The organism is Clostridium sp. JS66, assembly GCF_033561535.1.
Classification (GTDB): Bacteria; Bacillota; Clostridia; order Clostridiales; family Clostridiaceae; genus Clostridium_AM; species Clostridium_AM carboxidivorans.
Map to the genome: position 1 here is coordinate 2,814,064 of NZ_CP131467.1, position 24,630 is coordinate 2,838,693.

The following is a 24,630-nucleotide window of genomic DNA, read 5'->3' on the forward strand; positions in this document are numbered from 1 at the left end:
TAAATGGATATTGAAGATTTACTAAAACCTATTATTGCACAGATAATAAATATGATGAACAAACGAGTTCTTTTATTTGTATCTGGTGGTGCAGTAAATTTAAAAAGTATATTTGAAACATTAGCTTCCATGAAAATGCTGCAATATGACGTAGTAATGACAGAAGCAGCTAAAAAAGTTATACCAGAAGAATACATCAATAATTTAAATGGAAGATTAATAGACTGCAAAGCTGAACTGACTAAAGCTGTAAGAGAAGATGACATAATATTAGTACCAATGATGACAAGAAACACTTTAGCTAAATGTGCTACAGGTATTCAAGATAACTTAGTTACTACAGGAATAGCCGAAGCTCTTATGATGAACAAAGAGGTAATTACTGTTAAGGATAGTTTTGATCCGCAAAATCCTAAGAATATATCTTTAGGTTTTAGCAAAAATCCAGCATACAATAAGTTCGTTTTAGGATATCAAGATGTACTTACTAACTTTGGAATGAAGTTTATTGATGCAGATGGTATAAAGAAGGCTATAAATGGTAGTTTTAATATTAATAATGAAATTATTCCAAACATAGAACCAATAAATAAAACTATAGTGAAAGAAGAAAATGTTACCCCTATAGTTAATAAAGTTACTGTGAGTGGCAAAGTATTATCAGGAGTTTTGACAACAGAGGATATTATAGTAGCTGTTAATAGGTCTAAGGAAATTTGTGTTAAAGAGGGTGCTTTAATAACTCCTCTAGCAAAAGATTATATATATAACAACAAGATTAATGTTAAATATTGTTAGTTAAGGAGTGTAATTATGTTTTTAGGAAAGGTTGTTGGAAAAGTTGTCTCTACACAAAAAGATCCAAAGTTTATTGGAAGTAAGCTTTTAATAGTTAAAAAGATAGACGAAAGTGGAAAAGTATCAGGAGAGCCTATAGTTGCAATTGATACAGTAGGTGCAGGTATTAGCGAAACTGTAATTGTAGTTACAGGAAGTGGTGCAAGATATTTAGATGCTACAGATAAGGTTGTACCTGCAGATGCTTCAATTATGGGTATTGTTGATTCCGTTGAATGGGATTCAGATTATTAGGTGGTGATAAAGTGAAAATATACACCAAAACTGGAGATAAAGGAACTACTAGCCTTGTTGGCGGGGATAGAGCTGAAAAGCATGATTTAAGAGTATGGGCTTATGGAACTATAGATGAAGTAAATTCATCTATAGGTGTAGCAAGAGCTTATATTAAAGAAAAAGAGTTTTCAGAAATACTTTTAAAAATTCAAAAGACTCTTTTTGAAGTTGGGGCTGAACTTGCTTCCCTTGGAACAGATTATTACAAAGAAAGAATAAAAGCTGAAGATATAATATTTCTTGAAGAAACTATAGACAAGCTAGATGGACTTAAGCCTTCCTTTAATGGATTTATAGTACCTGGAGGAACTGTAGAATCAGCACATCTTGATATTGCAAGAACAGTTGTAAGAAGAGCTGAAAGATGTATATCTGAGCTTAAAAATAACTATGAAGTTAGCAGCAATTTAATGAAGTATACTAATAGATTATCTGATGGTCTTTATGCCGTAGCTAGATATTTTGATTACAAAGATATAATTGAAAAGACCAAAGAAAACATAGAAAAGTTTAATCAAAGTGGCAAAATGGAAGATAATTGTCATATAGAAGAAAGTAATAAAGCCATGCTTAATATGACAGTTATTGATAGAGAAACTGCTAAATATATAGCTGAAAAATGTGCAGAAAAATCCCATGAAGTTGGTGTGCCTATGGTTATTTGCATAACAGACTTTAGTGGAAACATTAAGTTGCTTGAGCGTATGGATGATTCTCTACTTGCAAGTATAGAAATAGCCATGAGAAAGGCATATACGGCAGCAGCACTCAAATCTCCAACTCATGAATTAAGGGAAGCATCATTGCCAACTGGTGAACTTTATGGAATTAATAACGTTGAAAAAATAATAACTTTTGGTGGAGGATTTCCGCTAAAAATAAATGGAAAAATAATAGGTGCAATAGGTGTCAGCGGTGGTACCGTTGAACAGGATATGAAGGTTGCACAATATGGATTAAAAGCTTTTGAGGAGGGTTTGACAAATGGAATTACAAAGTAATGAATTATCACTTATAATAGAAAAAGTTTTAAAGGAAATGAATAAAAAGGAATTGAAAGAAGAAGTTAGCGATGGAGTATTTGATACTATGGAGGAAGCTATAGAGGCAGCATATGAAGCTCAGAAAAAGTTCTCAAGCTATACAATTGAACAACGTGAAAAATTAATAGCTGCTATGAGAAAAGCAATAATTGATAATGCTATGGAGATAGCAAATCTTTGTGTTAATGAATCAGGAATGGGCAGAGTTGATCATAAATATTTGAAGTTAAAGTTAACAGCAGAAAAGACACCAGGAACTGAAGTGTTACAGACCACAGCTTTTACAGGGGATAAAGGGCTTACACTTGTGGAAAATGGTGCTTTTGGTGTTATAGGATCAATTACACCATCTACCAATCCAGCAGCTACAGTTGCATGTAATGGAATAGGAATGATTGCAGGAGGAAATACTGCTGTATTTTCACCACATCCAGGAGCTTTTAGATCATCTTTAGCTATGCTTAAAGCATTAAATAAAGCAATAAAAGAAGCAGGTGGACCAGACAACTTACTTACATCAGTTAAGAAGCCATCAATAGAAAGTACAAATGCAATGATGAAAAATGACAAAATAAGAATGGTAGTTGCAACAGGTGGACCTGGAATAGTTAAAATGGTTCTTTCATCAGGAAAGAAGGCTATAGGTGCTGGAGCAGGAAATCCTCCAGTAGTAGTTGATGAAACAGCAGATATCAAAAAGGCTGCAAGAGATATAATTGCTGGCTGCACTTTTGATAACAATTTACCTTGTATAGCAGAAAAAGAAGCTTTAGTAGTTGAAGAAGTTTATGAAGAGTTAATAAAAGAAATGAAAAATAATAGAGCAGTATATGAATTAAATGATGAAGAAGCTGCTAAAGTAGCTGAATTAGTATTGGTTCATAATAAAGAAAAAAATACTTATTCTATAAACAAAGCTTTTGTAGGAAAAGATGCTAAATATATACTACAAAACATTGGAAAAAATGATGCTGAAGGAGTTGAATGCTTAATATATAGAGCAGAAAATAGCCATCCTTTTGTTCAAGAAGAACTTATGATGCCTATTCTTCCTATAGTTAAAACAAAGGATTTTGAAGAAGCATTAAAGCTTGCAGTTCAAGATGAACATGGAAATAGACACACAGCTATTATGCATTCTAAAAATGTAGACAATTTAACTAAAATGGCTAGAGCAATAGATACAACAATATTTGTTAAAAATGCACCATCCTATGCTGGAATTGGCTTTGGTGGTGAAGGATATACTACCTTCACTATAGCTGGACCTACTGGAGAAGGGTTAACTAATGCAGTTTCCTTCACTAGAAAGAGAAGATGCACTATGGCGGAGTCATTTAGGATTGTGTAATTAGAGAAATATAATAGTTAAGAGTTAATAGTTAAGAGTTAATAGTGAAGGATGATTTTTGCTGTAGCAAAAAATCCACATTAACTATTAACTTTTCATTCTTAACTATTAACTAAAAAAGGGGAGGTGTAATTGTGGACTTACTTCAGAAAATTCAACAAGCTGGAATTATAGGTGCAGGTGGAGCTGGTTTTCCTACTCATATTAAGTTAAACTGCAAGGTTGAGTATTTCATAGTAAATGGATTGGAGTGTGAACCATTACTTCAATCAGATAAATATATGATGAGAAATAAAAGCAATGAAATAGTACAAGCAGTAGAAGAAATAGGTAAAGCTATTGGAGCAGAGCATTTAGTAATAGGATTAAAAGAAGAGTATAGAGATGAAATACAAGCATTAAAAAATTCTATAGAAAAATTTGATTCTAAGATAAAACTTCATTTAAGTAGAGCTTTTTATCCAGCAGGAGATGAACAAGTTTTGGTCTATGAAGTAACTGGAAGAACAATACCACCAGCGGGAATTCCACTAAATGTTGGAGCTGTGGTTTCAAATTCTGGTACCATACTCAATATATTTGAAGCTATGCAGGATAAGGCTGTTACTTATAAATTTGTTACTGTTATAGGTGAAGTAGCTAAACCTTCCATTGTTAAAGTACCTATAGGCACAAAAGTAAAAGAGGTTTTAGAAAAATGTGGTGGTGTGCTTACTAAAGACTATGCAATAATAATGGGTGGTCCTATGATGGGAAAGAGAATGTCAAAGGATCAAATAGAAGGTAGAGTTATTACAAAAACTGATGGTGCAATTATAGTACTGCCAGAGGATCATTATTTAGCTCAAAGAGAACGAATGACCATTGAACATATGAAAAATCAAGCTAAGTCAGCTTGCATACAATGTCATTTCTGTACGGATATGTGTCCTAGAAATCTTATAGGACATCCAATAAATCCCCATAAAATTATGAGAAGTATTGCACTAAAAGAACAGAACGAGGAAGTACTTAAGCAAGCAATGATATGTTGTGAGTGTGGAGTATGTGAAATGTATGCTTGCCCTATGAGATTATCACCTAAGCGTATCAATGTTTATGTAAAAGGAATGTTAAGAGAAAGTGGAGTAAAATGGCAGAACACTACAAATACATTTACACCTAATATACTAAGAGACTATAGAAAAGTTCCTACAGGTAGATTAATAGCTAGATTGCAGCTTGATAAATATAGAAAACAAAGATTGCAGGAAGGTGAAGAGATAAATCCTACTGAAGTGAAAATTCCTTTAAGGCAAGGAATAGGTGCAGGAACAATTCCAGTTGTTAATGTTGGAGATACTGTGGAAAAAGGACAGCTTATAGGAAAAGTTGAAGAGGGAAAAATGGGAGCCAATGCTCATGCTAGTATTAATGGGGCAATTTCTGAAATAAGTGATAGCATAGCTATAAAAGCTATTTAAGCAGAGGTGATAAAATGATAAGAACTATAGGATTGATAGAATTAAATAGTATTGCTCATGGAATACAAGTTGCAGATGAAATGATTAAATCTGCAGAAGTAGATTTACTTTTAGCTAAAACTGTTTGTCCGGGTAAATATATTATTTTGATTACAGGAAATGTGGGCGCTGTTCAAGCAGCTATTAATCGTGGAGAAGCTGCAGGAAAAGAATCTGTAATTAATAAATTATTAGTTCCAAATGTGCATCCACAAGTAATTCCTGCAATTAATGCAGCTAATAATGTTGAAAAATTAAAAGATTTAGGAGTGTTAGAATTCTTTAGTATTGTGTCTGCTATTATTGCTGCTGATGCTGCTGTTAAATCAGCAAATGTAGATTTAATAGAGGTTAGATTAGGAGTTGGAATTGGAGGAAAGGCTTTCATAACACTTACTGGTGACATAAGTTCAGTTAATAATGCTGTAACAGTGGGGGCAAATACTGCTCTTGAAAGTGGAATGCTAGTAAATAAAGCTGTAATAGCTGCTCCAAGAAAAGAATTACTTCAAAGTTTATTGTAACTTCTTAATGAGTTTAAAACTGTTGGCAATTTTGTTGTTATAGTGGTTATTGTACTATTAGAACATTATATATTATACGAAAAAGAAGGGATTATATGAATACGTTTAGCGTTAAGCCTAAAATTTATTTTGATAATGGATCAGTAGAATATTTAAAAAATATAAAAAATAAAAAAGTGTGTATAGTTACAGATCCATTTATGCTCAAATCAGGTGCTGCAGATAAGATAATTAGTATTTTAAAATCAAATAAATTGGAGTATGAAATTTTTTCAGAGATAAAACCAGATCTGCCAATTGCAACTGTTGCTGCAGGAGTAAATAAAATGATAAATTTTAAGGCAGATGTGATAGTTGCATTAGGTGGTGGTTCTTCAATTGATGCTACAAAAAGCATTATACTATTTACTGTTAAAATACTAAATGCCAGTGGAGATGAATATTCTAAGCCATTATTTATAGCTATTCCAACTACAAGTGGTACTGGATCTGAGGTTACTTCTTTTTCAGTAATTACTATGGGAAATGCAAAGTTTCCTCTAGTTGACGATGAAATGATTCCGGATAAAGATGGAAACAATGTGATAGCAAGGGAAAAACTCCATAACGCATCTTGCATGGCAGGTATAGCATTTACAAATGCAAATTTAGGAATAAATCATAGTATAGCTCATACTATAGGAGGAAATTTTCATATTCCTCATGGTAGGGCAAATGCAATTGTTTTACCTTATGTAATTAAATTTAATGCAAATCTTGAAGCACAGGAAGAAACAGAAATAGCAAAAAGATATGCTGAATTATCTAAAGTATTAGGTTTACCATGTTCATCAATAGAAGAGGGAGTTAATAGCCTTATTTGTGCAATAAATATACTTGCTAAAGAAACAAATATTCCTAAAAATTTAAAAGAAGCAAGTATAGATGAAAATAGTCTATTTAACAAGCTGGAAAATATGGCAGATGCAGCACTAAAAGATAATTGTACAAAAACTAATCCAAGAATACCTACTAAAGAAGATATAGTAAACTTAATTAAAGAAATTTATGGTGAGTAAATTATATTAAAATATGAGGGGGAAATTATTATGAGAAATAATTTATTTGGTGAATGTTTAGCGGAAGTTTTAGGAACCTTTGTCTTCATGTTTATAGGAATAGGAACTGTTGCCTCATTAGTTGCAGCAGGAACAAACATAACCTTTTGGGACTTATCCATATGTTGGGGATTAGCAATAACCATATCAGTATTTATATTTGGAGTTATTTCAGGTGCACATTTAAACCCATCAGTTACAATAGCACTTGCAGTATGGAAAGGTTTTGATAAAAAGAAAGTTGTTCCATTTATTATATCTCAAATAATAGGAGCTTTTTTAGCAGCAGCATTAGTTTATGCATTATATGGATCAACTATTACAGCTTTTGAAAGTACTAAAAATATAGTTAGAGCATCAAATGCAGGTTGGGCTACAGCTGGAATATTTACTACTTTTCCAAAGGCAGGTTTAACAATGGCTAATGCATTTTTAGTAGAAATGTGTATTACTGCATTTTTAGTATTAGTTATATTTGCAGTGTCAGATGGAAGAAATGAAGGATGTCCTAAAGCAGGATTTCCAGCAATAGCTATAGGTTTAACTGTAGCATTTATAGGAGTTTCTTTTGGACCATTAACTGGTTTCTCAATGAATTTAGCACGTGACTTTGGACCAAGATTATTCTGCATGTTAGCAGGATGGGGACCATCAGTGCTTGGACCTAACTCATATGGACTTATTGTACCAATGTTTGCACCAATTATAGGTGGACTTATTGGAGGGGGCATATATGAAAAATTAGTTGCACCTTATTTACCAAGTGCAAAATAATATTATAGAATAATTTATAACCAATAAAAGCTAAGTTTATAATACTTGGCTTTTATTTTTATGTGTATATTTATTAGTTTTCAATGAAGTTTTATTTACATAAAATTTCCTTACTTGCAAATAATATTATAAAAGCATTCTTTGGTTTTTTTAGTAAACAAAATCTTAAAAAATAAATAATTAAATAAGGTGAATATGATTTATAACCTTATTTTAAATATGTACGATGCAAAATCAATGTGCTAAAATAAAGTTACATTAAATGATGAATTCATTATTTCATAGCAAATACATAATAAAAAGGAGCAGTTCGATGAAAAAGGTAATTATAATATTTACTGGTGGAACAATATCCATGAAAAAAGATGAAAATAATGCAGCAGTACCATCTATGGGTGGTGGAGATATACTTGAGTTAACTCCGGGTATAGAGAAAATTGCACAAATAGATTTTTTAGATTTTGGCATGGTTCCAGGGCCTCATATGACTCCAGAAAAAATGCTAGAGTTATCTAAAATAATAAGAAAAAAAGTTGAAATTGAAGGTTACGATGGAGTAGTAATTACTCATGGTACAGATTCATTAGAGGAAACTGCATATCTTGTAGATTTAACTTATAATGGATCAAAGCCTATAGTATTTGTTGGTTCAATGAAAAATAGTTCTGAATTTGGATGGGATGGTCCTTCCAATTTAATGGATGCAGTTAATACTGTAATATCTGAAGATGCAGTTAATAAGGGTGTAATGGTAGTTATGAATAAAGAAATACATTCTGCTTCTCAGGTAACTAAAACTAGCACTTATTCATTAGATACTTTTAAAAGTATGGATTTTGGACCTATTGGAATTGTTGATAATAATAAGGCCAATTTTTATTACAGCTATGATAAAAAACAATATATTCCTGCAGATAAAGTTGATGGAAATGTAGCACTTATAAAATGTGGTTGTGGTATGGATGATAGCATTTTAAGATTTTGTGTGGATTCTGGAAGTCATGGAATAGTAATTGAAGGTATGGGAAGAGGAAATATTCCTCCTAAAATGGTATCAGGTGTAGAATATGCTTTAAGTAAGAACATAGCTGTAGTTTTAGTTTCAAGATGCCTTAAAGGAAAAGTTTCAGCGGATTATGGGTATGAAGGTGCAGGAAGAGAACTTACTGAAAAAGGAGTAATTCTTGGAGACAACTTACCTGGTCAGAAGGCTAGAATCAAACTTATAGCAGCTTTAGGTTTTACAAGAGATTTAAATAAAATAAAAGAAATATTTGAGAAGAAGTTTTACTAAAAACATCTTTTTAGGAGGTGTGTTTTATGGATATTACTGACTATAAAATAATTGAAATACTTCTTGAAGATGGAAGGATATCTATGAAAGAGCTGGCACAAAAGGTGTCCTTAAGTGCACCAGCAGTAGCAGAAAGAATGAAAAGGCTTGAAGATGCAAATATTATATCTGGTTACAAAGCTATTATAAACTATGAAAAACTGGGAAAAAATATTAATGTACTTATAAATTTAGATATGAAAGTGCAAAATACTAAAAAGTTCATGGAATTTATAAGTACTGAAGAGTCAATAGTAGAATGTCATCATGTTACTGGTCCTTATTGCAAAATTCTTAGAGCAAGATTAGGAAGTATTGAAGAGTTGGAAAGACTAATTGAGAAAATACAGAGATTTGGAAACACAGAGACATTTATAATACTTTCTTCAATGGTAAAAGATAAAGTTGAGATTGATGTGGAAGATGATTAAGTACAATGCTGAAAAATATTAAAATTATATAGCAAAATTTTCAAATTAAAGATGAATTAATCAGGAGGAAAAATTATGAATAACTATAATCTTCAACGTGAAGAAATAGAAAGAGTTTATGGAAAAATTAGCCCTTTTGAACTTAAAGATAGATTAATAAGTTTAGCTGAAGAATGTAAGGAAAGTGGTGCACATTCACTATTAGACGCAGGTAGAGGAAATCCTAACTGGATTGCAGCGACACCTAGAGAAGCTTTCTTTACCTTTGGACAGTTTGCTGTAGAGGAAAGTCGAAGAGTATGGAGTGATAATGATTTAGGTGGCATGCCTCAAAAATCAGGAATTAGAGCTAGATTTTTAGAGTTTTTAAATAAAAATGAAAATGCACCAGGAATTGAACTTTTAAGAAGAATGATTAATTATGGTGTGACAGTAAAAGGTTTTGATGCTGATGATTGGATATATGAACTAGTAGATGGAATTATTGGAGATAATTATCCAGTACCAGATAGAATGCTTAAACATGTGGAAAGTATAGTTCATGATTATTTAATTCAAGAACTATGTTATAATGAGCCTTTACAAAGAAAGTTTGATTTATTTGCAGTGGAAGGAGCTACTGCAGGAATGTGCTATATTTTTGACAGTTTAATTGCAAATAATATACTATCAAAAGGAGATAAAATAGCACTTATGGCTCCAATTTTTACTCCTTATTTAGAAATTCCACATTTACCAAGATACAATTTTGAAGTAGTTGAGCTTTTAGCAGAAGAAGTGGGTGAAAATGGAACACATACAGGTCAATATTCTTATTCAGAACTTGAAAAACTTTGTGATCCAAGTATAAAAGCCTTATTTATAGTTAATCCAAGTAATCCCCTTTCTGTAGCAATGAAGCCAGAAATAGTAAAGGATTTGAAGGAAATTGTAGAAAACCATAATCCTGATCTTATGATTATTTCAGATGATGTATATGGTACTTTTGTAGATGATTTTCATTCATTAATGGCAGATTTACCGTACAATACCATTGGTGTATATTCATTCTCGAAATATTTTGGAGTAACAGGTTGGAGACTTGGAACAATTGCACTATATGAAAATAATGTATTTGATAAGCTGCTTAGAGAACTTGATGATGATAAAAAAGAAAGAGCAAGAATACGTTATTCTGGAATTTCAACTAACCCTGAATCAATTCCTTTTATTGATAGAATTGTGGCAGACAGCAGGCAGGTAGCTCTTAACCATACTGCAGGATTATCTACTCCTCAGCAGGTGCAAATGGCATTTTTCTCATTATTTGCTTTAGTGGATAAGGAAAATAGATATAAAAAGTTAACTAAAGATATTTGTCATCGTCGTCAAAAATTATTGTTTAAAGGATTAGGATTGAAACTTACAAAGGATCCATTTGATGCTGCATATTATACTCAGTTTGATTTATTAGAATGGGCTAAATATAACTATAGTGAAGAATTTGCTAATTACTTAAAAAATAATTATAGACCAATAGATGTTTTGTTAAAGCTTGCAGAAGAATCTTCTATTGTACTTTTAAGTGGAAGTGGTTTTCATGGACCTGAGTGGTCTATAAGAATATCTCTTGCAAATTTAAGTGATGAATGTTATTCAAAAATTGGAGAGGTTATTCGTAAAATATTAGAAAACTATGCTGAAGATTGGAAACAAATAAAGGGTTAAAATGAAATAAAACATTCAATAAAATGAAAAAAGTTAATATTATGAAAATATATTTTTGTATTGACAATAGAAAATATGAATGTTAGAATTAAAAAAATCAAGAAAACAAAACAGGTTAAAAAATAAATTTTCAAAAATATTTAAAAAATGTATTGACAGGAAATAAAATCTAAGGTATACTCATATACAACATTAAAAACTGTGATAGGGACCAAGTAAATATGGTTAATATTTTAAAGAGAGTGAACGCTTTGGTGGAAGTTCATAAATGTTACATATTGAAACTCACCCTGGAGTTGCAAGCTGAAATAATAGTAAGCTGTGCCGGTGCAAGCCGTTATATAATTGAGTAATAAATTTGGGTGGTAACGCGACAGATCTTCGCCCCATAGCGGAGGTCTGTTTTTTTTATACAAATTATTTGGAATATATATACAAAATAATATAAAAGCTTAGATAGGGATCAAGTAAATATGATTAGTGTTTTACAGAGAGTGGAAGTAGGTGAAAATCCACAAATACTGCATATTGAAACTCACCCTGGAGCTGCAGGCTGAAATAATAGTAAGCTGTGCCGGTTATGCCGTTATAAAATCAAGTGAAAAATTTGGGTGGTACCGCGAACAGACTTCTCGCCCCATGGTGGATGGCTGTTTTTTTTATACCTAAAATTAATTAGATATAAATTTCCAACTTATCATTGGAAACTTATTATATATTCTTTGTAAAATAATGTAAAATATGTAATTGAAAGGAGGAAAAATAATGTCAAAATTTCAAGGCAAATCACAATCAGTAAATTTTAAGGGGGTTAATTCAATGGTATCAGAATGGAATAAAAATAGTTCAGTAAATGATTCAGAAGTTTTAGTTTCTCAAAATAATAGTGCATATTATGAATATTTAAGGGAAATGAAAAATGGAGACTTCAATGATACTTGTGATTATGCAGTATCTTTTATGACATTTTAAAAGTTAAAAGAATTATATTAAAAAGGAGGTTAAATCAATGTCTGAAGAATGGAATAAAAATAGTTCAGTAGATAATACAGAAGTTTTAGTTTCTCAAAATGGTGGGGCATATTATGAATATTTGAGAGACATGAAAAATGGAGATTTCAATGATACTTGTGATTATTCAACATCTTTTATGACATTTTAAAATTTAAGAAAAATTGTATTAACAAAAGTATATTAAATAAAAAAACTCATGAATAAATTAGGGGGAAACGGAAATGGCAAAAATGTATTACGATAAGGATGCAAATTTAGAATTATTAGCAGGAAAAAAGGTAGCGATTATAGGTTATGGAAGTCAAGGACACGCTCATGCACTTAACTTAAAAGACAGTGGTGTGGATGTTTGTGTAGGATTGTATAAAGACAGCAAATCTTGGGGCATTGCTGAAGAAGCAGGACTTAAAGTAATGGAAGCTTCAGAAGCAGCAAAAATAGCTGATTTTATAATGATATTAATACCTGATGAAAAGCAAGCAGCACTTTACAAAGAAAGTATAGCACCAAATCTTACAGAAGGAAAAACTTTAATGTTTGCTCACGGCTTCAATATCCATTATGGACAAATAAAACCACCTGCTGATGTGGATGTATTGATGGTTGCTCCAAAGGGGCCGGGACATACTGTAAGAAGTCAGTATAAAGAAGGAAAAGGAGTACCTTGCTTAATTGCAATGCACCAGGATTATAGTGGAAAGGCAAAGGAATATGCTTTAGCTTATGCAAAGGGAATTGGTGGTTCTAGAGCAGGAGTTTTGGAAACTACATTCCAGGAAGAAACAGAAACAGATCTTTTCGGAGAACAAGCAGTACTATGCGGAGGAGTTTGTGAACTTATAAAAGCTGGATTCCAAACTTTAGTAGAAGCTGGTTATCAACCTGAAAGTGCATATTTTGAATGTTGTCACGAACTTAAATTGATTGTAGATCTTATAAATCAAGGTGGATTAGGCTATATGAGATATTCAATAAGCGATACAGCTGAATATGGGGATTATGTAAGTGGAAAGAGAGTCATTACAGAAGAAAGTAAAAAGGGAATGAAGGGAATTTTGAAGGATATTCAAGATGGAGTTTTTGCTAGAAACTGGCTTCTTGAAAATCAAATAAATCGTCCAAATTTCAATGCTGTTAGAAGACAAGAAAAAGAACAGCAAATAGAAACTGTTGGTGAAGAACTTAGAAAAATGATGACTTGGAATAAAAAGTAGTAAATTTAGCACTATAGGGAGGTCTTTTTATGGATAAGAAAATATATATATTTGATACAACTTTGAGGGATGGGGAACAAACACCAGGAGTTAGTTTAAATCTTCAAGAGAAGTTAGAAATAGCAAAGCAGCTTGAAAAATTAGGTGTAGATGTCATTGAAGCAGGGTTCCCCCTTGCTTCAAAAGGAGATTTTGAAGCAGTTAAAGCAATTGCTAAGAATGTAAAGGGACCTGTTATTGTAGGCCTAGCTAGAACATCAAAGAAAGATATAGATCGTGCTTGGGAAGCTCTTAAATATGCTGAAAAACCTAGAATACACACATTTATAGCTACTTCAGATCTTCATATGGAGCATAAATTAAAAATGGAACCAGATGAAGTATTAAATACAGCTGTAGAAATGGTTAAGTATGCCAAATCATTGTGTCCAAGTGTGGAATTTTCACCAGAGGATGGAACAAGAACAAGACCTGAATTTTTATATAAGGTACTAGAAGCTGTAATAGATGCTGGAGCTGATATACTTAATATACCTGATACTGTAGGATATTCAACACCAAATGAATATGGTGCATTTATTAAGGGAATTAAAGAAAATGTTCCTAATATTGAAAAAGTAATTATAAGTGTTCACTGTCATAATGATTTAGGTTTAGCTGTGGCAAATTCTTTGGCAGCTATTGAAAATGGAGCAACACAAGTAGAATGTGCAGTAAATGGATTAGGAGAAAGAGCTGGTAATGCAGCACTAGAAGAAATTGTGATGGCTATCAAAACACGATCAGATAATTTTAATTGTTATACAGATATAGTTACAGAGCAAATAAGCAAAACTAGCAATTTAGTAAGTCATATGACAGGTGTAGAAATTCAACATAACAAGGCTATTGTAGGAGCTAATGCTTTTGCTCATGAATCAGGTATACATCAACATGGAGTATTAAATTGCAGGGAAACTTATGAAATAATGACTCCAGAATCCGTAGGCTTAAAGAAAAACTCTATAGTGCTTGGTAAACATTCAGGAAGACATGCTTTTGAAGAAAGATTAAAAGAATTGGGATATGCTAATTTAAGTATGGATAAGATAAATGAAGCTTTTATAAAGTTTAAGGATTTAGCAGATAAGAAAAAATCTGTTTCAGATGAGGATATTGAAGCTTTAGTTATACAAGAAGCTTTTCAAATTCCAGAATTATTTAAACTTGAGTATTTTCAAATTTCCAGTGGAAACAGTACTTTGGCTACATCCACAGTGAAGCTTGGATTTGAGGATAAAAAGCTTGAAGAAGCTTCATTAGGTGATGGACCAGTAGATGCAACTTTTAAAGCCATTGAAAAAGCTATTGGAATTGATGTGATATTAAAGAATTATTTCTTAAAGGCCATTGGTAGTGGAAAGGATGCATTAGGAGAAGTGACTTTGAAGATTGAAAAAGATAATAGAATCTACTCTGGCAAAGGAATTAGCACAGATGTCATTGAATCCAGTGCAAAAGCTTTTATAAATGCTATTAATAAAATGCATTATGAAATGAATTATGACACCAATGAAATTAAGCAAGTACAATAAAAATGAATATATTTATATGAAAACTATAAATCATTTAGGATAACTTTCATTAACTATAATTTGTTAATAAAATTGGATTTTTACACCTATAAATAGGTTAAAGAATACAATAAAATAAGTTTTATAATATTATTTAAGATACAAATGTTAACTTAAACACATAGATAGGGGGCAAATAATATGGCGATGACTATGACACAGAAAATTTTAGCTGCTCATGCAGGACTTGAAAGTGTAAAACCCGGACAATTGATAAAGGTAAAATTGGATTTGGTACTAGGTAATGATATAACCACTCCTGTGGCTATTAAGGAATTTGACAAAATAGGAGTAAAAAAGGTGTTTGACAAGAAAAAGATAGCTATTGTTCCAGATCATTTTACACCTAATAAGGATATAAAATCTGCTGAACAGTGTAAGTGCACAAGGGAATTTGCGTGTAAAATGGAAATTGAAAATTATTTTGAAGTTGGACAAATGGGAATAGAACATGCACTTATTCCTGAAAAAGGTTTAGCTGTTTGTGGAGATGTAATAATTGGTGCAGATTCTCATACTTGTACTTATGGTGCTTTAGGTGCATTTTCTACAGGTATTGGAAGTACTGATATGGGAGCAGGTATGGCTACAGGAGAAGCTTGGTTCAAGGTTCCAGAAGCTATAAAGTTTGTATTAAAGGGAAAAATGGCACCTTGGGTAAGTGGAAAAGATGTTATTCTTCATATTATAGGAATGATAGGAGTAGACGGTGCCCTTTATAAATCTATGGAGTTTACAGGAGAAGGTTTAAAAAATTTATCTATGGATGATCGTTTTACTATGGCTAACATGGCTATTGAAGCAGGTGCTAAAAATGGAATTTTTGAAGTAGATGATAAAACTATAGAATATGTAAAAGAGCATTCAAATAGAGAATATACTGTTTATACTGCAGATGAAGATGCAGAGTACAGCAGAGTTATAGAAATAGATTTGTCATCCATTAGACCTACAGTTGCATTTCCACATTTACCTGAAAATACAAGAACTATTGATGAAGTTGGAGAGGTTTTTATAGATCAAGTAGTTATAGGTTCTTGTACTAATGGAAGAATAGAAGATTTAAGAGCAGCAGCTAAGGTCTTTAAAGGAAACAAAGTTAATAAAAGAGTAAGAGCAATTATATTCCCTGCAACTCAGAAGATTTATCTTGAAGCTTTAAGAGAAGGACTTTTAGAAATTTTTATAGAAGCTGGAGCAGTGGTTAGTACACCTACTTGTGGACCTTGTCTTGGAGGACATATGGGTATTTTAGCCAAAGGAGAAAGAGCTATTGCAACTACTAATAGAAATTTTGTAGGAAGAATGGGACATCCAGAAAGTGAAGTATATTTAGCAAGTCCAGCAGTAGCGGCAGCATCAGCAATTACAGGAAAAATTTCATCTCCAGAGGAGGTAGCAAAATAATGATTAAGGGCAAAGCAATTAAATATGGAAATAACGTAGATACAGATGTTATTATACCAGCAAGATATTTAAGTACAAGTGATCCAAAAGAACTAGCAGCTCATTGTATGGAAGATTTAGATAAGGATTTTAAAAATAAAATATCAGCTGGAGACATTATGATAGCAGGAAAGAATTTTGGATGTGGTTCTTCAAGAGAACATGCACCTATTGCTATTAAAGCATCAGGCATAGGATGTATTATAGCAGAAACTTTCGCAAGAATATTTTTTAGAAATTCAATAAATATAGGACTTCCTATAATGGAATGTACTGAAGCAGCAAAAGATATTGAAGAAAATGATGAAGTATCTATAGATGTTTCTACAGGAATAATAACTAATATTACTAAGAATAAGACTTATACTGCAGTGCCTTTTCCAGAATTTATGCAGAAGATTGTAGATGCAGATGGACTTATAAATTATATTAAGCAAGAGGTGAATGAATAATGAAAATAGCAGTAATGCCAGGAGACGGAATAGGTAAAGAGATAATTAAACAAGGAATAAAGGTAATAAAGGCAATTTCAAATAAATATAAATGTGATTTCGAAATTAAAGAAGCATTAATAGGTGGAGCTGCTATAGATGAAACAGGATCTCCACTGCCAGATGAAACTATAGAAATTTGTAAAAATAGTGATGCAGTGCTATTAGGTGCTGTGGGTGGACCTAAGTGGGATAAACTTCCAGGAAATTTAAGACCTGAAGCAGGTCTTTTAGGTATAAGAAAGACTTTAGGAGTGTTTGCTAATTTAAGACCAGCTATTTTATTTCCTCAGCTTAAATCTGCTTCAAATTTGAAAGAAGAAGTATTGGGCAATGGTTTAAATATTATGATTGTTAGAGAACTAATTGGTGGTGCTTATTTTGGAGAAAAAAAGAGAGTAGATATAAAAGAAGGACAAAAAGCTTGGGACACTATTGTTTATTCTACTCCTGAAATAGAGAGAATTGTAAAAATGGCCTTTCAGGTTGCAAGAAAAAGAAACAAAAAGCTTACATTAATAGATAAAGCCAATGTACTTGAAAGTTCAAGGCTTTGGAGAGAAGTTACAAATAAAATATCAGAGGATTATAAAGATGTAGAGTTAAATTATATGTATGTGGATAACGCAGCTATGCAGCTTATTCGTGATCCTAAGCAATTTGATACTATAGTCACTGAAAATATGTTTGGGGACATTTTAAGTGATGAAGCATCTATGCTTACAGGATCCTTGGGAATGCTTCCTTCTGCAAGTTTGGGAGAAGGAAAAGTTGGTATGTATGAACCTATTCATGGATCAGCTCCAGATATTGCAGGATGCGACAAAGCTAATCCTATTGGAACTATTATGAGTATTGCTATGATGCTTAGATACAGCTTTAACATGGAGGAAGCAGCAGTAGATATAGAAAATACAGTTTCAAAGGTTTTAGATAAAGGCTATCGTACATCAGATATTATGGAACAGGGAAAAATATCAGTAGGAACAGAAAAGATGGGAGAACTTATAACACAAGAAATTCAATAGAGCGGGTATGAAATGGGATAAATGAAAAGGGGGCTTTTCATATATAATTTGGGGAATTTTCCTTATACCTTAAGTGATAGTAAATGAATAAATAAGGGGGTAAACTAATGAAAGCTGCAGAAGCTATTATTCAATGTTTAATAAAAGAAAATGTAAAAACTGTATTTGGGTATCCAGGTGCTACAGTGGTAGCTTTGTATGAAGCTTTAAGAGAATCGGAAATTGAACATATATTAGTTAGACATGAACAAGCAGCAGGACATAGTGCCAGTGGATTTGCAAGAGCTACAGGAACTACAGGAGTTTGCATTGTAACTTCTGGTCCCGGTGCTACTAATGTTATAACTTCAGTTGCTACAGCTTATATGGATTCTATACCAATGGTTATTATTACGGGGCAGGTTAAATCCAATTTAATTGGAAAAGATGTTTTTCAGGAAGCGGATATTACTGGGGCAGTGGAATCTTTCACAAAGCATAATTATTTAGTAAAAAGTGCTGAGGATATTCCACGTATTATAAAGGAAGCTTTTTATATAGCAGGAACGGGAAGACCAGGACCTGTATTAATTGATATACCATCAGATATTCAAGAACAGGATATAGATTTTGAATATCCAGAAGAAGTAAACATTAGAGGTTACAAACCTACAGTTATTGGGCATAAGGGGCAAATAAAAAGAGCTTTAGATAAGATTAAAAGTAGTAAAAAACCTCTCATCTGTACTGGGGGCGGTATTGGATGTGCTAAAGCAGAAAAAGAATTAATGGAATTTGTTAAAAAATCTAAGATTCCAATTGTACATACTCTAATGGGCAAAGATTGTGTGCAGGGAGACAATCCTTATTATATAGGGCTTATTGGATCTCATGGATTTAGTTATGCAAATAAAGCAGTATCTGAAGCTGATGTTTTAATACTTATTGGTACTAGAATTGCAGACAGAGCTACAGCAGGATCTAAATATTTTGGAAAAGATGCAGAAATTATTCATATTGATATTGATCCAGCAGAAATAGGAAAAAATTTAGGAACTAATATTCCTGTGGTTGGAGATTGCAAAAATATATTAGAAGAATTAATTAAAGGTATAGAACCTTTGAACACAGAGCAGTGGATTGATGAGATAAGAAGCTGGCAAAAAGAAAAAAATATTGGTAACTTTGAAAATAAGGTTAATCCTAAATGCTGTTTAAAGATTTTATCAGAAATTATAGAAGATGATGCAATTATTACAGCAGATGTAGGTCAAAATCAAATTTGGTGCGCTAGAAATTTTACTGTAAAAGGTGAAAGAAGATTTTTAACTTCTGGAGGACTTGGAACTATGGGATATTCTCTTCCAGCAGCAGTAGGTGCAAAAATAGCGGAGCCTGATAGAAGAGTAGTTGCTGTTATGGGAGATGGATCATTCCAAATGAGTTTATTTGAGCTTGGGACTGCAGCTCAAAACAATGTGAATTTAATAATAATATTGTTTAACAATTCAGGACTTGGAATGGTTAGGGAAATACAAAATAGAATTTATGAAGGAAATTATGGAGTTGCCTTAAGCTGTAATCCAGATTTTATTAAAATAGCTGAAGCTTATGGTTTTGCAGGAAGAAAAGTTGATTCTAATGAAGCTTTTGAAAAAGCTCTTAAAGAGGCTATGAAATCTAATAGGACTTTTGTTATAGAATGTGAAGTTGATCCATTGGAAAGCACTTTTTAAAGGGGGCGATTATTATAAATAAGTATGTATTATCAGTACTGGTAGAAAATCATTCAGGGGTTTTAAGCAAAATTTCAGGATTATTCAGCAGAAGAGGCTATAATATTCACAGTTTAACTGTAGGAGTTACAGAAGATCCTGAAATATCCCGTATGACCATAGTTATTATAGGTGATGAATATATGTTAGAGCAAATTAACAAGCAATTAAATAAACTTGTGGAAGTTATAAAAGTAGTAGAATTGGATACAAATAAATCTGTTTATAGAGAGCTTGCTTTAGTAAAAGTAACGGTGGATATGAATACTAAATCTTCTATTACGGAAACAGTTAATATATTTAGAGCTAATATTGTAGACTTGAATAATAAAAGCATGACTATTGAAATAACTGGGGATGAAGGAAAAATATCAGCTTTTATTAATCTAATGAAACCTTATGGCATTAAGGAAATTGTGAGAACAGGTGTAACTGCTCTTGAAAGAGGATTTAAATCCATAGATATAGAAGGGATTGAGTGTAAATTTGCATAAGAGCAAATTTACATTCAATCCTTTTAATTTTGAAGAAAAGAGTTAACAAAATTGTAACCAATCTGATATTAAACTGACACAAAAAAATGTAAAAATGTGTACATATCTATAAGTTATTGAATTTTAATAGACTTAAGGAAAATTGAAATTACAACAGTTTGATTGAGGAGGTAATGAATTTTGAATAAAAAATTAAAAATTACTAAGGAAAACTTAGCTATATCAATTATATTAATTTTTTCAGCAGTGTTAAACTTTACAAATATAGGTATAGAAGGCTATGCTAATACCTATTATGCTGCTGGTGTAAAAAGCATGCTGATGAACTTAAAAAATTTCTTTTTTGTGTCTTTTGACCCATCTGGTTTTGTAACTATAGACAAACCACCTTTAGGTTTTTGGATACAGACCATATCTGCAAAAATATTTGGGTTTAGTGGATGGAGTATAATTTTACCTCAGGCTATTGCTGGAATAATTTCAGTTTGGCTTATGTACTATTTAGTTAAAAGAACTTTTGGAAGTATACCAGCATTGATTGCGGCACTAAGCCTTACAGTAACTCCTATATTTGTAGCTGCAAGTAGAAATAATACTATAGATAATTTATTAGTTTTAGCTTTATTAGCTGCTTGTTTAGCTATTTCAAAAGCAGCTGAAGAGGGTAAATTTAGCTATCTTATATTGAGTTTAGTATTTGTAGGTATAGGCTTTAACATCAAAATGGTGGAAGCTTATATGGCAGCACCAGCTATATATATAACATATCTTTTTTCTTCTAAATTATCTCTAAAAAAGAGAATACAGCATCTTATTTTAGGAAGTATAGTGCTTTTGGCAGTATCATTTTCCTGGGCTTTGGCAGTGGACTTAACACCTGCAGCAAATAGACCCTTTGTAGGCAGCAGTACTAATAATTCAGTTATGGAGCTGATAATTGGACATAATGGTTTAGAGAGAATTGGATTAGGAAAAAGTTTGAAAATAGGAAATTTAGTTAGTTCAAAAAATAAAAATACATCAGAGAAAGCATCTAACAAATCGAAAAAATTACCAGAAAATTTTTCAAGGATGGAAAGCAATAATAATTTTAGAGATAATGCTAATTTAAAAAATAGAGATATTCCAGAAAACAATGCAAACTTTGGCGGCATGGGAAATACTTCAAAAGCCAGTATTGCGAGATTATTTTCCTATAATAATATGTCCGATCAAATATCATGGTTATTGCCTTTTGCATTGTTTGGTTTTTTAGCATCAGCAATAAAGGAAAATTTGAAAGCACCTTTTGATCACAAAAGAAAATTATCATTAATATTATGGGCAACATGGTTAATTCCTGAATTTATATATTTTAGTTTCACAAAAGGATCTTTCCACACATACTATTTAACTACCATGGCACCATCAATTGCTGCTTTAACTGGAATTGGACTTTGGTCTATGTGGAAATTGTATAAAGAAGGCAGCAAAGCAGCATGGCTTTTACCAATTTCACTTATGATAAATGGTGTTATTCAAATAAGATTATTAAGTTATAACTATAAGACAACAAGTTATAAGATAATAATTATAGTAGTAGGAGTTTTGTGTATTCTAAGTTCATTAATTTTAGCATTACTTCAAATAATTAGAAATAAGAATTTGGTATTGAATAAAGCAGTAGTTGTTATAGCTTTTATAGGTATTTTAGTAGCACCAACAGTTTGGTCATTTACACCAATGTTCTATAAGATGAATGGAAGCAGCCCTTCAGCAGGATTAGAACTTTCACGTAATAAGCAGATTGGAAATTTTAGTTCAAGTACTAATTCAAAGCTAATAGAATTCTTAGAAAATAATAAAGGAAATGAAAAGTATTTAGTGGCAGTACCTAGTGCTATGAATTATGCTTCGGATATAATACTGAAAACTGGAGAACCCGTAATGACCATAGGTGGATTTAGTGGATCAGATAAAATAATAACTTTGGATCAATTTAAAAAAATAGTTAAAAATGGAGAAATAAGATATGCTATTGTAAATGGAACTGATGGTAAAGCTGGTGCTTCAAGGAATGGTTCCAATAGTGATATAATGAATTGGGTTAAGAAAAATGGAAAACTTGTTCCAAATACTCAATGGCAAAATAATGTTTCTTCAAAAAATCAAAAAAGTAATGGTAAATCTAATATGAAGGAACAAAGAAATTCAATTGAATTATATGATTTGAATAAAAATTAAAATCATTATTGTAGAAGGGATTGAAGGTAAATTGGCATGAGAACCAATTTACTTTCAATCCCTTTAATGTTCAATAAATTATTTTAAAAACTGTAGTTTAAAATTTGGAATTCATTTAATAAAAAGAAACAAAAATAATTTAATAGAATGTATTGACAAGTAGAGACTACAAGTGTAGTATGAAATTATAAAATAAAGACTACATTTGTAGTACGGAAAGGAGGGGAAAATGTTGAAGGAAATGCCTAAAATATCAGATTCAGAATGGGAGGTGATGAAAGTTTTATGGAAGAGGTCTCCAATTACTTCCAGTGAAATAATTGAAACTTTAAAAGAGTACATTTCATGGAGCCCTAAGACCATTCATACTCTTATTAGCAGGTTGGTAAATAAAAATGCCATTGAAGTAAAAAAGATTGAACCTTTCTATTTATATTCTCCTAAGATATCTGAAGAGGAATGTAAGAGAGTGGAAACGAAGTCTTTTATTAAAAAAGTTTATGATGGTTCAATACACTTATTAATTTCTAATTTTTTAAAGGATGAAAAATTGTCAGGAGAAGAGATAGAAGAATTGAAAAAAATATTAGATGAAAAAAAGAAATAGAAGGAGGTGATTTTTTATGGAGCTTTCTTCTGTATTTAAAATGGTGGCTTTATCATCAGCTACAGCTAGTGTAATTGCAATTATAATTTTAATTGTAAAAAAGCTATTTAAAACAAAGATCAACGTTACATGGCAGTATTACATCTGGTTTTTACTTATCATAAGGTTGATTGTACCTAGTGGATTTGAAACTCCACTAAGTAAATTTAATATGGTTGTGGTAACTGAAAGGGTTGAAATATCTCAAAGTTTACTAAAAAATAGCAATGATCAGGAATATAATACCCAAAATAGCAACAAAGTTTCAAAAGCTAAAACGGAAACAAAAAGTGATTTGAAAGAAACAAAGGATAAGGATTTTAAATACTACTTTAATATAGCAAGTATAGTATGGATTATAGGAGTTGTTTTAGCATCAATTGTCATATTCTTCATAAATGGATTACTTTTTGTAAAAGTAAATAAACAACCTATTTGTAAAGAGCCAAATACAATGAAAGTATTCGAAAAATGCAAATCTATTATGAAGATTTCTAAATTTATACCAATTGTTTATGATAGATATGTAGGTACACCAGCACTTTTTGGATTGATTAAACCTAAAGTTTTAATTAACCCAGATTTAATAAACAAACTTTCTTTTGAAGAAAAAAAATTTATTTTTCTACATGAACTTTCACATTTTAGAAGAAAAGATGTATTTACAAGTTGGGTAATGATATTTTGCGGTGTAGTTAATTGGTTTAATCCTATAATATGGTTTTCTTTTCATAAAATGTGGGAAGATTGTGAGTTAGCTTGTGACGCTTATGTACTATCTCATTTAGAAAATGAAGAACAAAAACAATATGGAAAAACAATTATAAGTTTAGCAAGCTTTGTTTCTCGTAATAAATGGATTCCTGGAACCACAGGAATAATAAATAGTGAATCAAATATAAAGAGGAGGATAATTATGATAAAAAATTTTAAAAGAACATCATATAAATGGACAGCAATACCAATTTGCATTTTGGTAGCTTTGGGTATGGTTGGTATAACTAATTCACCTACTAAGGCAACTACCTTGAAAAATGAAGAAAATTTATTGCAGGCGAAAGAAAACAAAGAAAATTATGTTAATATAGTTAAAGAATTTTTGCCTAAAAATTCACACATAGCAATTACAGAAACTACAAAAGAAGTTGATAATGTTTTTGTAAAAGATTTAGATAATGATGGCAGAAGTGAGATTATAAGTGCCTACAAATTAGATGGAGAAAATGAAAAAATAAATATAATAGCTTTGAAGAAGGTAGGAAAAAGCTGGACTAAAATTTTAGATGAGCCCATTGAAGGATATAAAATAGAATCAGTTATAACTGCAGATATAGATGGAGATGGCAAAGATGAAGTGCTTATTAGTAAGAGACTTGGAGGAACTTTAGCACAGCTTTCTGTATACAAATTGAAAGATAATTTGTTAAATAAAATTTCAAATGAAGATGTGCAATATTCTAAGTTAGATATACTAAGTATTCCAGGAAAAAATTCAAAAGCTATATCTACATGGATGCATGATACTGGAGAGGCTTATAAAGTAGATGTTTTGAAATGGGATGGAAAAGCTTTTGTTCCAGCACAAGATTCTTATGATAATTATTTCAAACAATCAGTTGTACCTTACTATGAACAAAAGGTAAAAACAATGCCTGAAGCAAGATTTTATTGGTATTATTTAGCAGATGCGCAAATAAAGGCCAAGGATAAAAAAGCTGCACTACAATCAATAGAAAAGGGCTTAAGTTTAAATAAAGGATATCCTTCAACAAAAGAATTCAATAAACTTAAAGAAAAAGTTGTCCAATAGT

The 24,630-nt window shown here is 31.5% G+C and carries 23 protein-coding genes and 2 other annotated features; all 23 genes read left to right on the forward strand.

Annotated elements, in window-relative coordinates; translation table 11 throughout:
• Positions 1-3 precede the first annotated feature (3 nt).
• The 23 genes from Q6H37_RS13190 (at position 4) to Q6H37_RS13300 (ending at position 24,629) form a co-directional block, all read left to right on the forward strand.
• Positions 4-798 (forward strand): flavoprotein, encoded by a 795-nt coding sequence (locus Q6H37_RS13190; RefSeq protein WP_318742370.1) that lies wholly within the window; start codon positions 4-6, stop codon positions 796-798.
• Between the two features lie 15 nt (positions 799-813).
• Positions 814-1,092, forward strand: coding sequence for a EutN/CcmL family microcompartment protein (locus Q6H37_RS13195; RefSeq protein ID WP_318742371.1), 279 nt, complete (start codon positions 814-816; stop codon positions 1,090-1,092).
• Positions 1,093-1,103: 11 nt separating this feature from the next.
• The gene (locus tag Q6H37_RS13200) at positions 1,104-2,135 is read left to right on the forward strand and encodes a cob(I)yrinic acid a,c-diamide adenosyltransferase (protein ID WP_318742372.1); all 1,032 of its coding nucleotides are present in this window, start codon (positions 1,104-1,106) and stop codon (positions 2,133-2,135) included.
• Positions 2,119-3,528 carry an aldehyde dehydrogenase family protein gene (locus Q6H37_RS13205; RefSeq protein WP_318742373.1) on the forward strand — a complete coding sequence of 470 codons (1,410 nt, stop codon included), beginning with the start codon at positions 2,119-2,121 and terminating at the stop codon, positions 3,526-3,528. The genes Q6H37_RS13200 and Q6H37_RS13205 overlap by 17 nt, the downstream gene beginning before the upstream one ends.
• 134 nt (positions 3,529-3,662) lie before the next feature.
• On the forward strand, positions 3,663-4,991 hold the full coding sequence (locus tag Q6H37_RS13210; RefSeq protein WP_318742374.1) for a 4Fe-4S dicluster domain-containing protein: 1,329 nt from the start codon (positions 3,663-3,665) through the stop codon (positions 4,989-4,991).
• Positions 4,992-5,005: 14 nt separating this feature from the next.
• A complete protein-coding gene (locus tag Q6H37_RS13215; RefSeq protein WP_318742375.1) occupies positions 5,006-5,554 on the forward strand; it encodes a BMC domain-containing protein in 549 nt (182 codons plus the stop codon).
• A 95-nt stretch (positions 5,555-5,649) separates the two neighbouring features.
• Positions 5,650-6,612 (forward strand): iron-containing alcohol dehydrogenase, encoded by a 963-nt coding sequence (locus Q6H37_RS13220; RefSeq protein WP_318742376.1) that lies wholly within the window; start codon positions 5,650-5,652, stop codon positions 6,610-6,612.
• Between the two features lie 30 nt (positions 6,613-6,642).
• Positions 6,643-7,425: an MIP/aquaporin family protein gene (locus tag Q6H37_RS13225; protein ID WP_318742377.1), complete on the forward strand. Its 783-nt coding sequence runs from the start codon at positions 6,643-6,645 to the stop codon at positions 7,423-7,425.
• A gap of 313 nt (positions 7,426-7,738) precedes the next feature.
• The gene (locus Q6H37_RS13230; protein ID WP_318742378.1) at positions 7,739-8,719 is read left to right on the forward strand and encodes an asparaginase; all 981 of its coding nucleotides are present in this window, start codon (positions 7,739-7,741) and stop codon (positions 8,717-8,719) included.
• A 26-nt stretch (positions 8,720-8,745) separates the two neighbouring features.
• Positions 8,746-9,189: an Lrp/AsnC family transcriptional regulator gene (locus Q6H37_RS13235; RefSeq protein WP_318742379.1), complete on the forward strand. Its 444-nt coding sequence runs from the start codon at positions 8,746-8,748 to the stop codon at positions 9,187-9,189.
• A 75-nt stretch (positions 9,190-9,264) separates the two neighbouring features.
• On the forward strand, positions 9,265-10,896 hold the full coding sequence (aspD, locus tag Q6H37_RS13240) for an aspartate 4-decarboxylase (protein ID WP_007059939.1): 1,632 nt from the start codon (positions 9,265-9,267) through the stop codon (positions 10,894-10,896).
• Positions 10,897-11,088: 192 nt separating this feature from the next.
• Positions 11,089-11,288 (forward strand) — a binding site (T-box leader).
• 52 nt (positions 11,289-11,340) lie between these two features.
• Positions 11,341-11,539 (forward strand) — a binding site (T-box leader).
• 122 nt (positions 11,540-11,661) lie between these two features.
• Complete coding sequence (locus Q6H37_RS13245) at positions 11,662-11,868, forward strand: hypothetical protein (protein WP_318742380.1); 207 nt, start codon at positions 11,662-11,664, stop codon at positions 11,866-11,868.
• A 37-nt stretch (positions 11,869-11,905) separates the two neighbouring features.
• A complete protein-coding gene (locus Q6H37_RS13250) occupies positions 11,906-12,058 on the forward strand; it encodes a hypothetical protein (protein WP_007059937.1) in 153 nt (50 codons plus the stop codon).
• 73 nt (positions 12,059-12,131) lie between these two features.
• Positions 12,132-13,124: a ketol-acid reductoisomerase gene (gene ilvC / locus Q6H37_RS13255; RefSeq protein ID WP_318742381.1), complete on the forward strand. Its 993-nt coding sequence runs from the start codon at positions 12,132-12,134 to the stop codon at positions 13,122-13,124.
• A 29-nt stretch (positions 13,125-13,153) separates the two neighbouring features.
• Complete coding sequence (locus Q6H37_RS13260) at positions 13,154-14,698, forward strand: 2-isopropylmalate synthase (RefSeq protein ID WP_318742382.1); 1,545 nt, start codon at positions 13,154-13,156, stop codon at positions 14,696-14,698.
• A gap of 180 nt (positions 14,699-14,878) precedes the next feature.
• Complete coding sequence (gene leuC, locus Q6H37_RS13265; protein ID WP_318742383.1) at positions 14,879-16,144, forward strand: 3-isopropylmalate dehydratase large subunit; 1,266 nt, start codon at positions 14,879-14,881, stop codon at positions 16,142-16,144.
• Positions 16,144-16,635, forward strand: coding sequence for a 3-isopropylmalate dehydratase small subunit (leuD, locus tag Q6H37_RS13270; RefSeq protein WP_007059933.1), 492 nt, complete (start codon positions 16,144-16,146; stop codon positions 16,633-16,635). Before leuC ends, leuD begins: the two co-directional genes overlap by 1 nt.
• Entirely contained in the window at positions 16,635-17,702 is a 1,068-nt protein-coding gene (gene leuB, locus Q6H37_RS13275; RefSeq protein ID WP_318742384.1) for a 3-isopropylmalate dehydrogenase, read from the forward strand. Before leuD ends, leuB begins: the two co-directional genes overlap by 1 nt.
• A gap of 107 nt (positions 17,703-17,809) precedes the next feature.
• Positions 17,810-19,417: a biosynthetic-type acetolactate synthase large subunit gene (gene ilvB, locus Q6H37_RS13280; RefSeq protein ID WP_318742385.1), complete on the forward strand. Its 1,608-nt coding sequence runs from the start codon at positions 17,810-17,812 to the stop codon at positions 19,415-19,417.
• 14 nt (positions 19,418-19,431) lie between these two features.
• Positions 19,432-19,950 (forward strand): acetolactate synthase small subunit, encoded by a 519-nt coding sequence (gene ilvN / locus Q6H37_RS13285; RefSeq protein ID WP_318743019.1) that lies wholly within the window; start codon positions 19,432-19,434, stop codon positions 19,948-19,950.
• Positions 19,951-20,130: 180 nt separating this feature from the next.
• On the forward strand, positions 20,131-22,173 hold the full coding sequence (locus Q6H37_RS13290; protein ID WP_318742386.1) for a glycosyltransferase family 39 protein: 2,043 nt from the start codon (positions 20,131-20,133) through the stop codon (positions 22,171-22,173).
• A 232-nt stretch (positions 22,174-22,405) separates the two neighbouring features.
• The gene (locus tag Q6H37_RS13295; RefSeq protein WP_412523941.1) at positions 22,406-22,780 is read left to right on the forward strand and encodes a BlaI/MecI/CopY family transcriptional regulator; all 375 of its coding nucleotides are present in this window, start codon (positions 22,406-22,408) and stop codon (positions 22,778-22,780) included.
• 16 nt (positions 22,781-22,796) lie between these two features.
• Positions 22,797-24,629, forward strand: a complete 1,833-nt coding sequence (locus tag Q6H37_RS13300; protein ID WP_318742388.1) for a M56 family metallopeptidase — start codon at positions 22,797-22,799, stop codon at positions 24,627-24,629.
• Position 24,630: the final 1 nt, after the last annotated feature.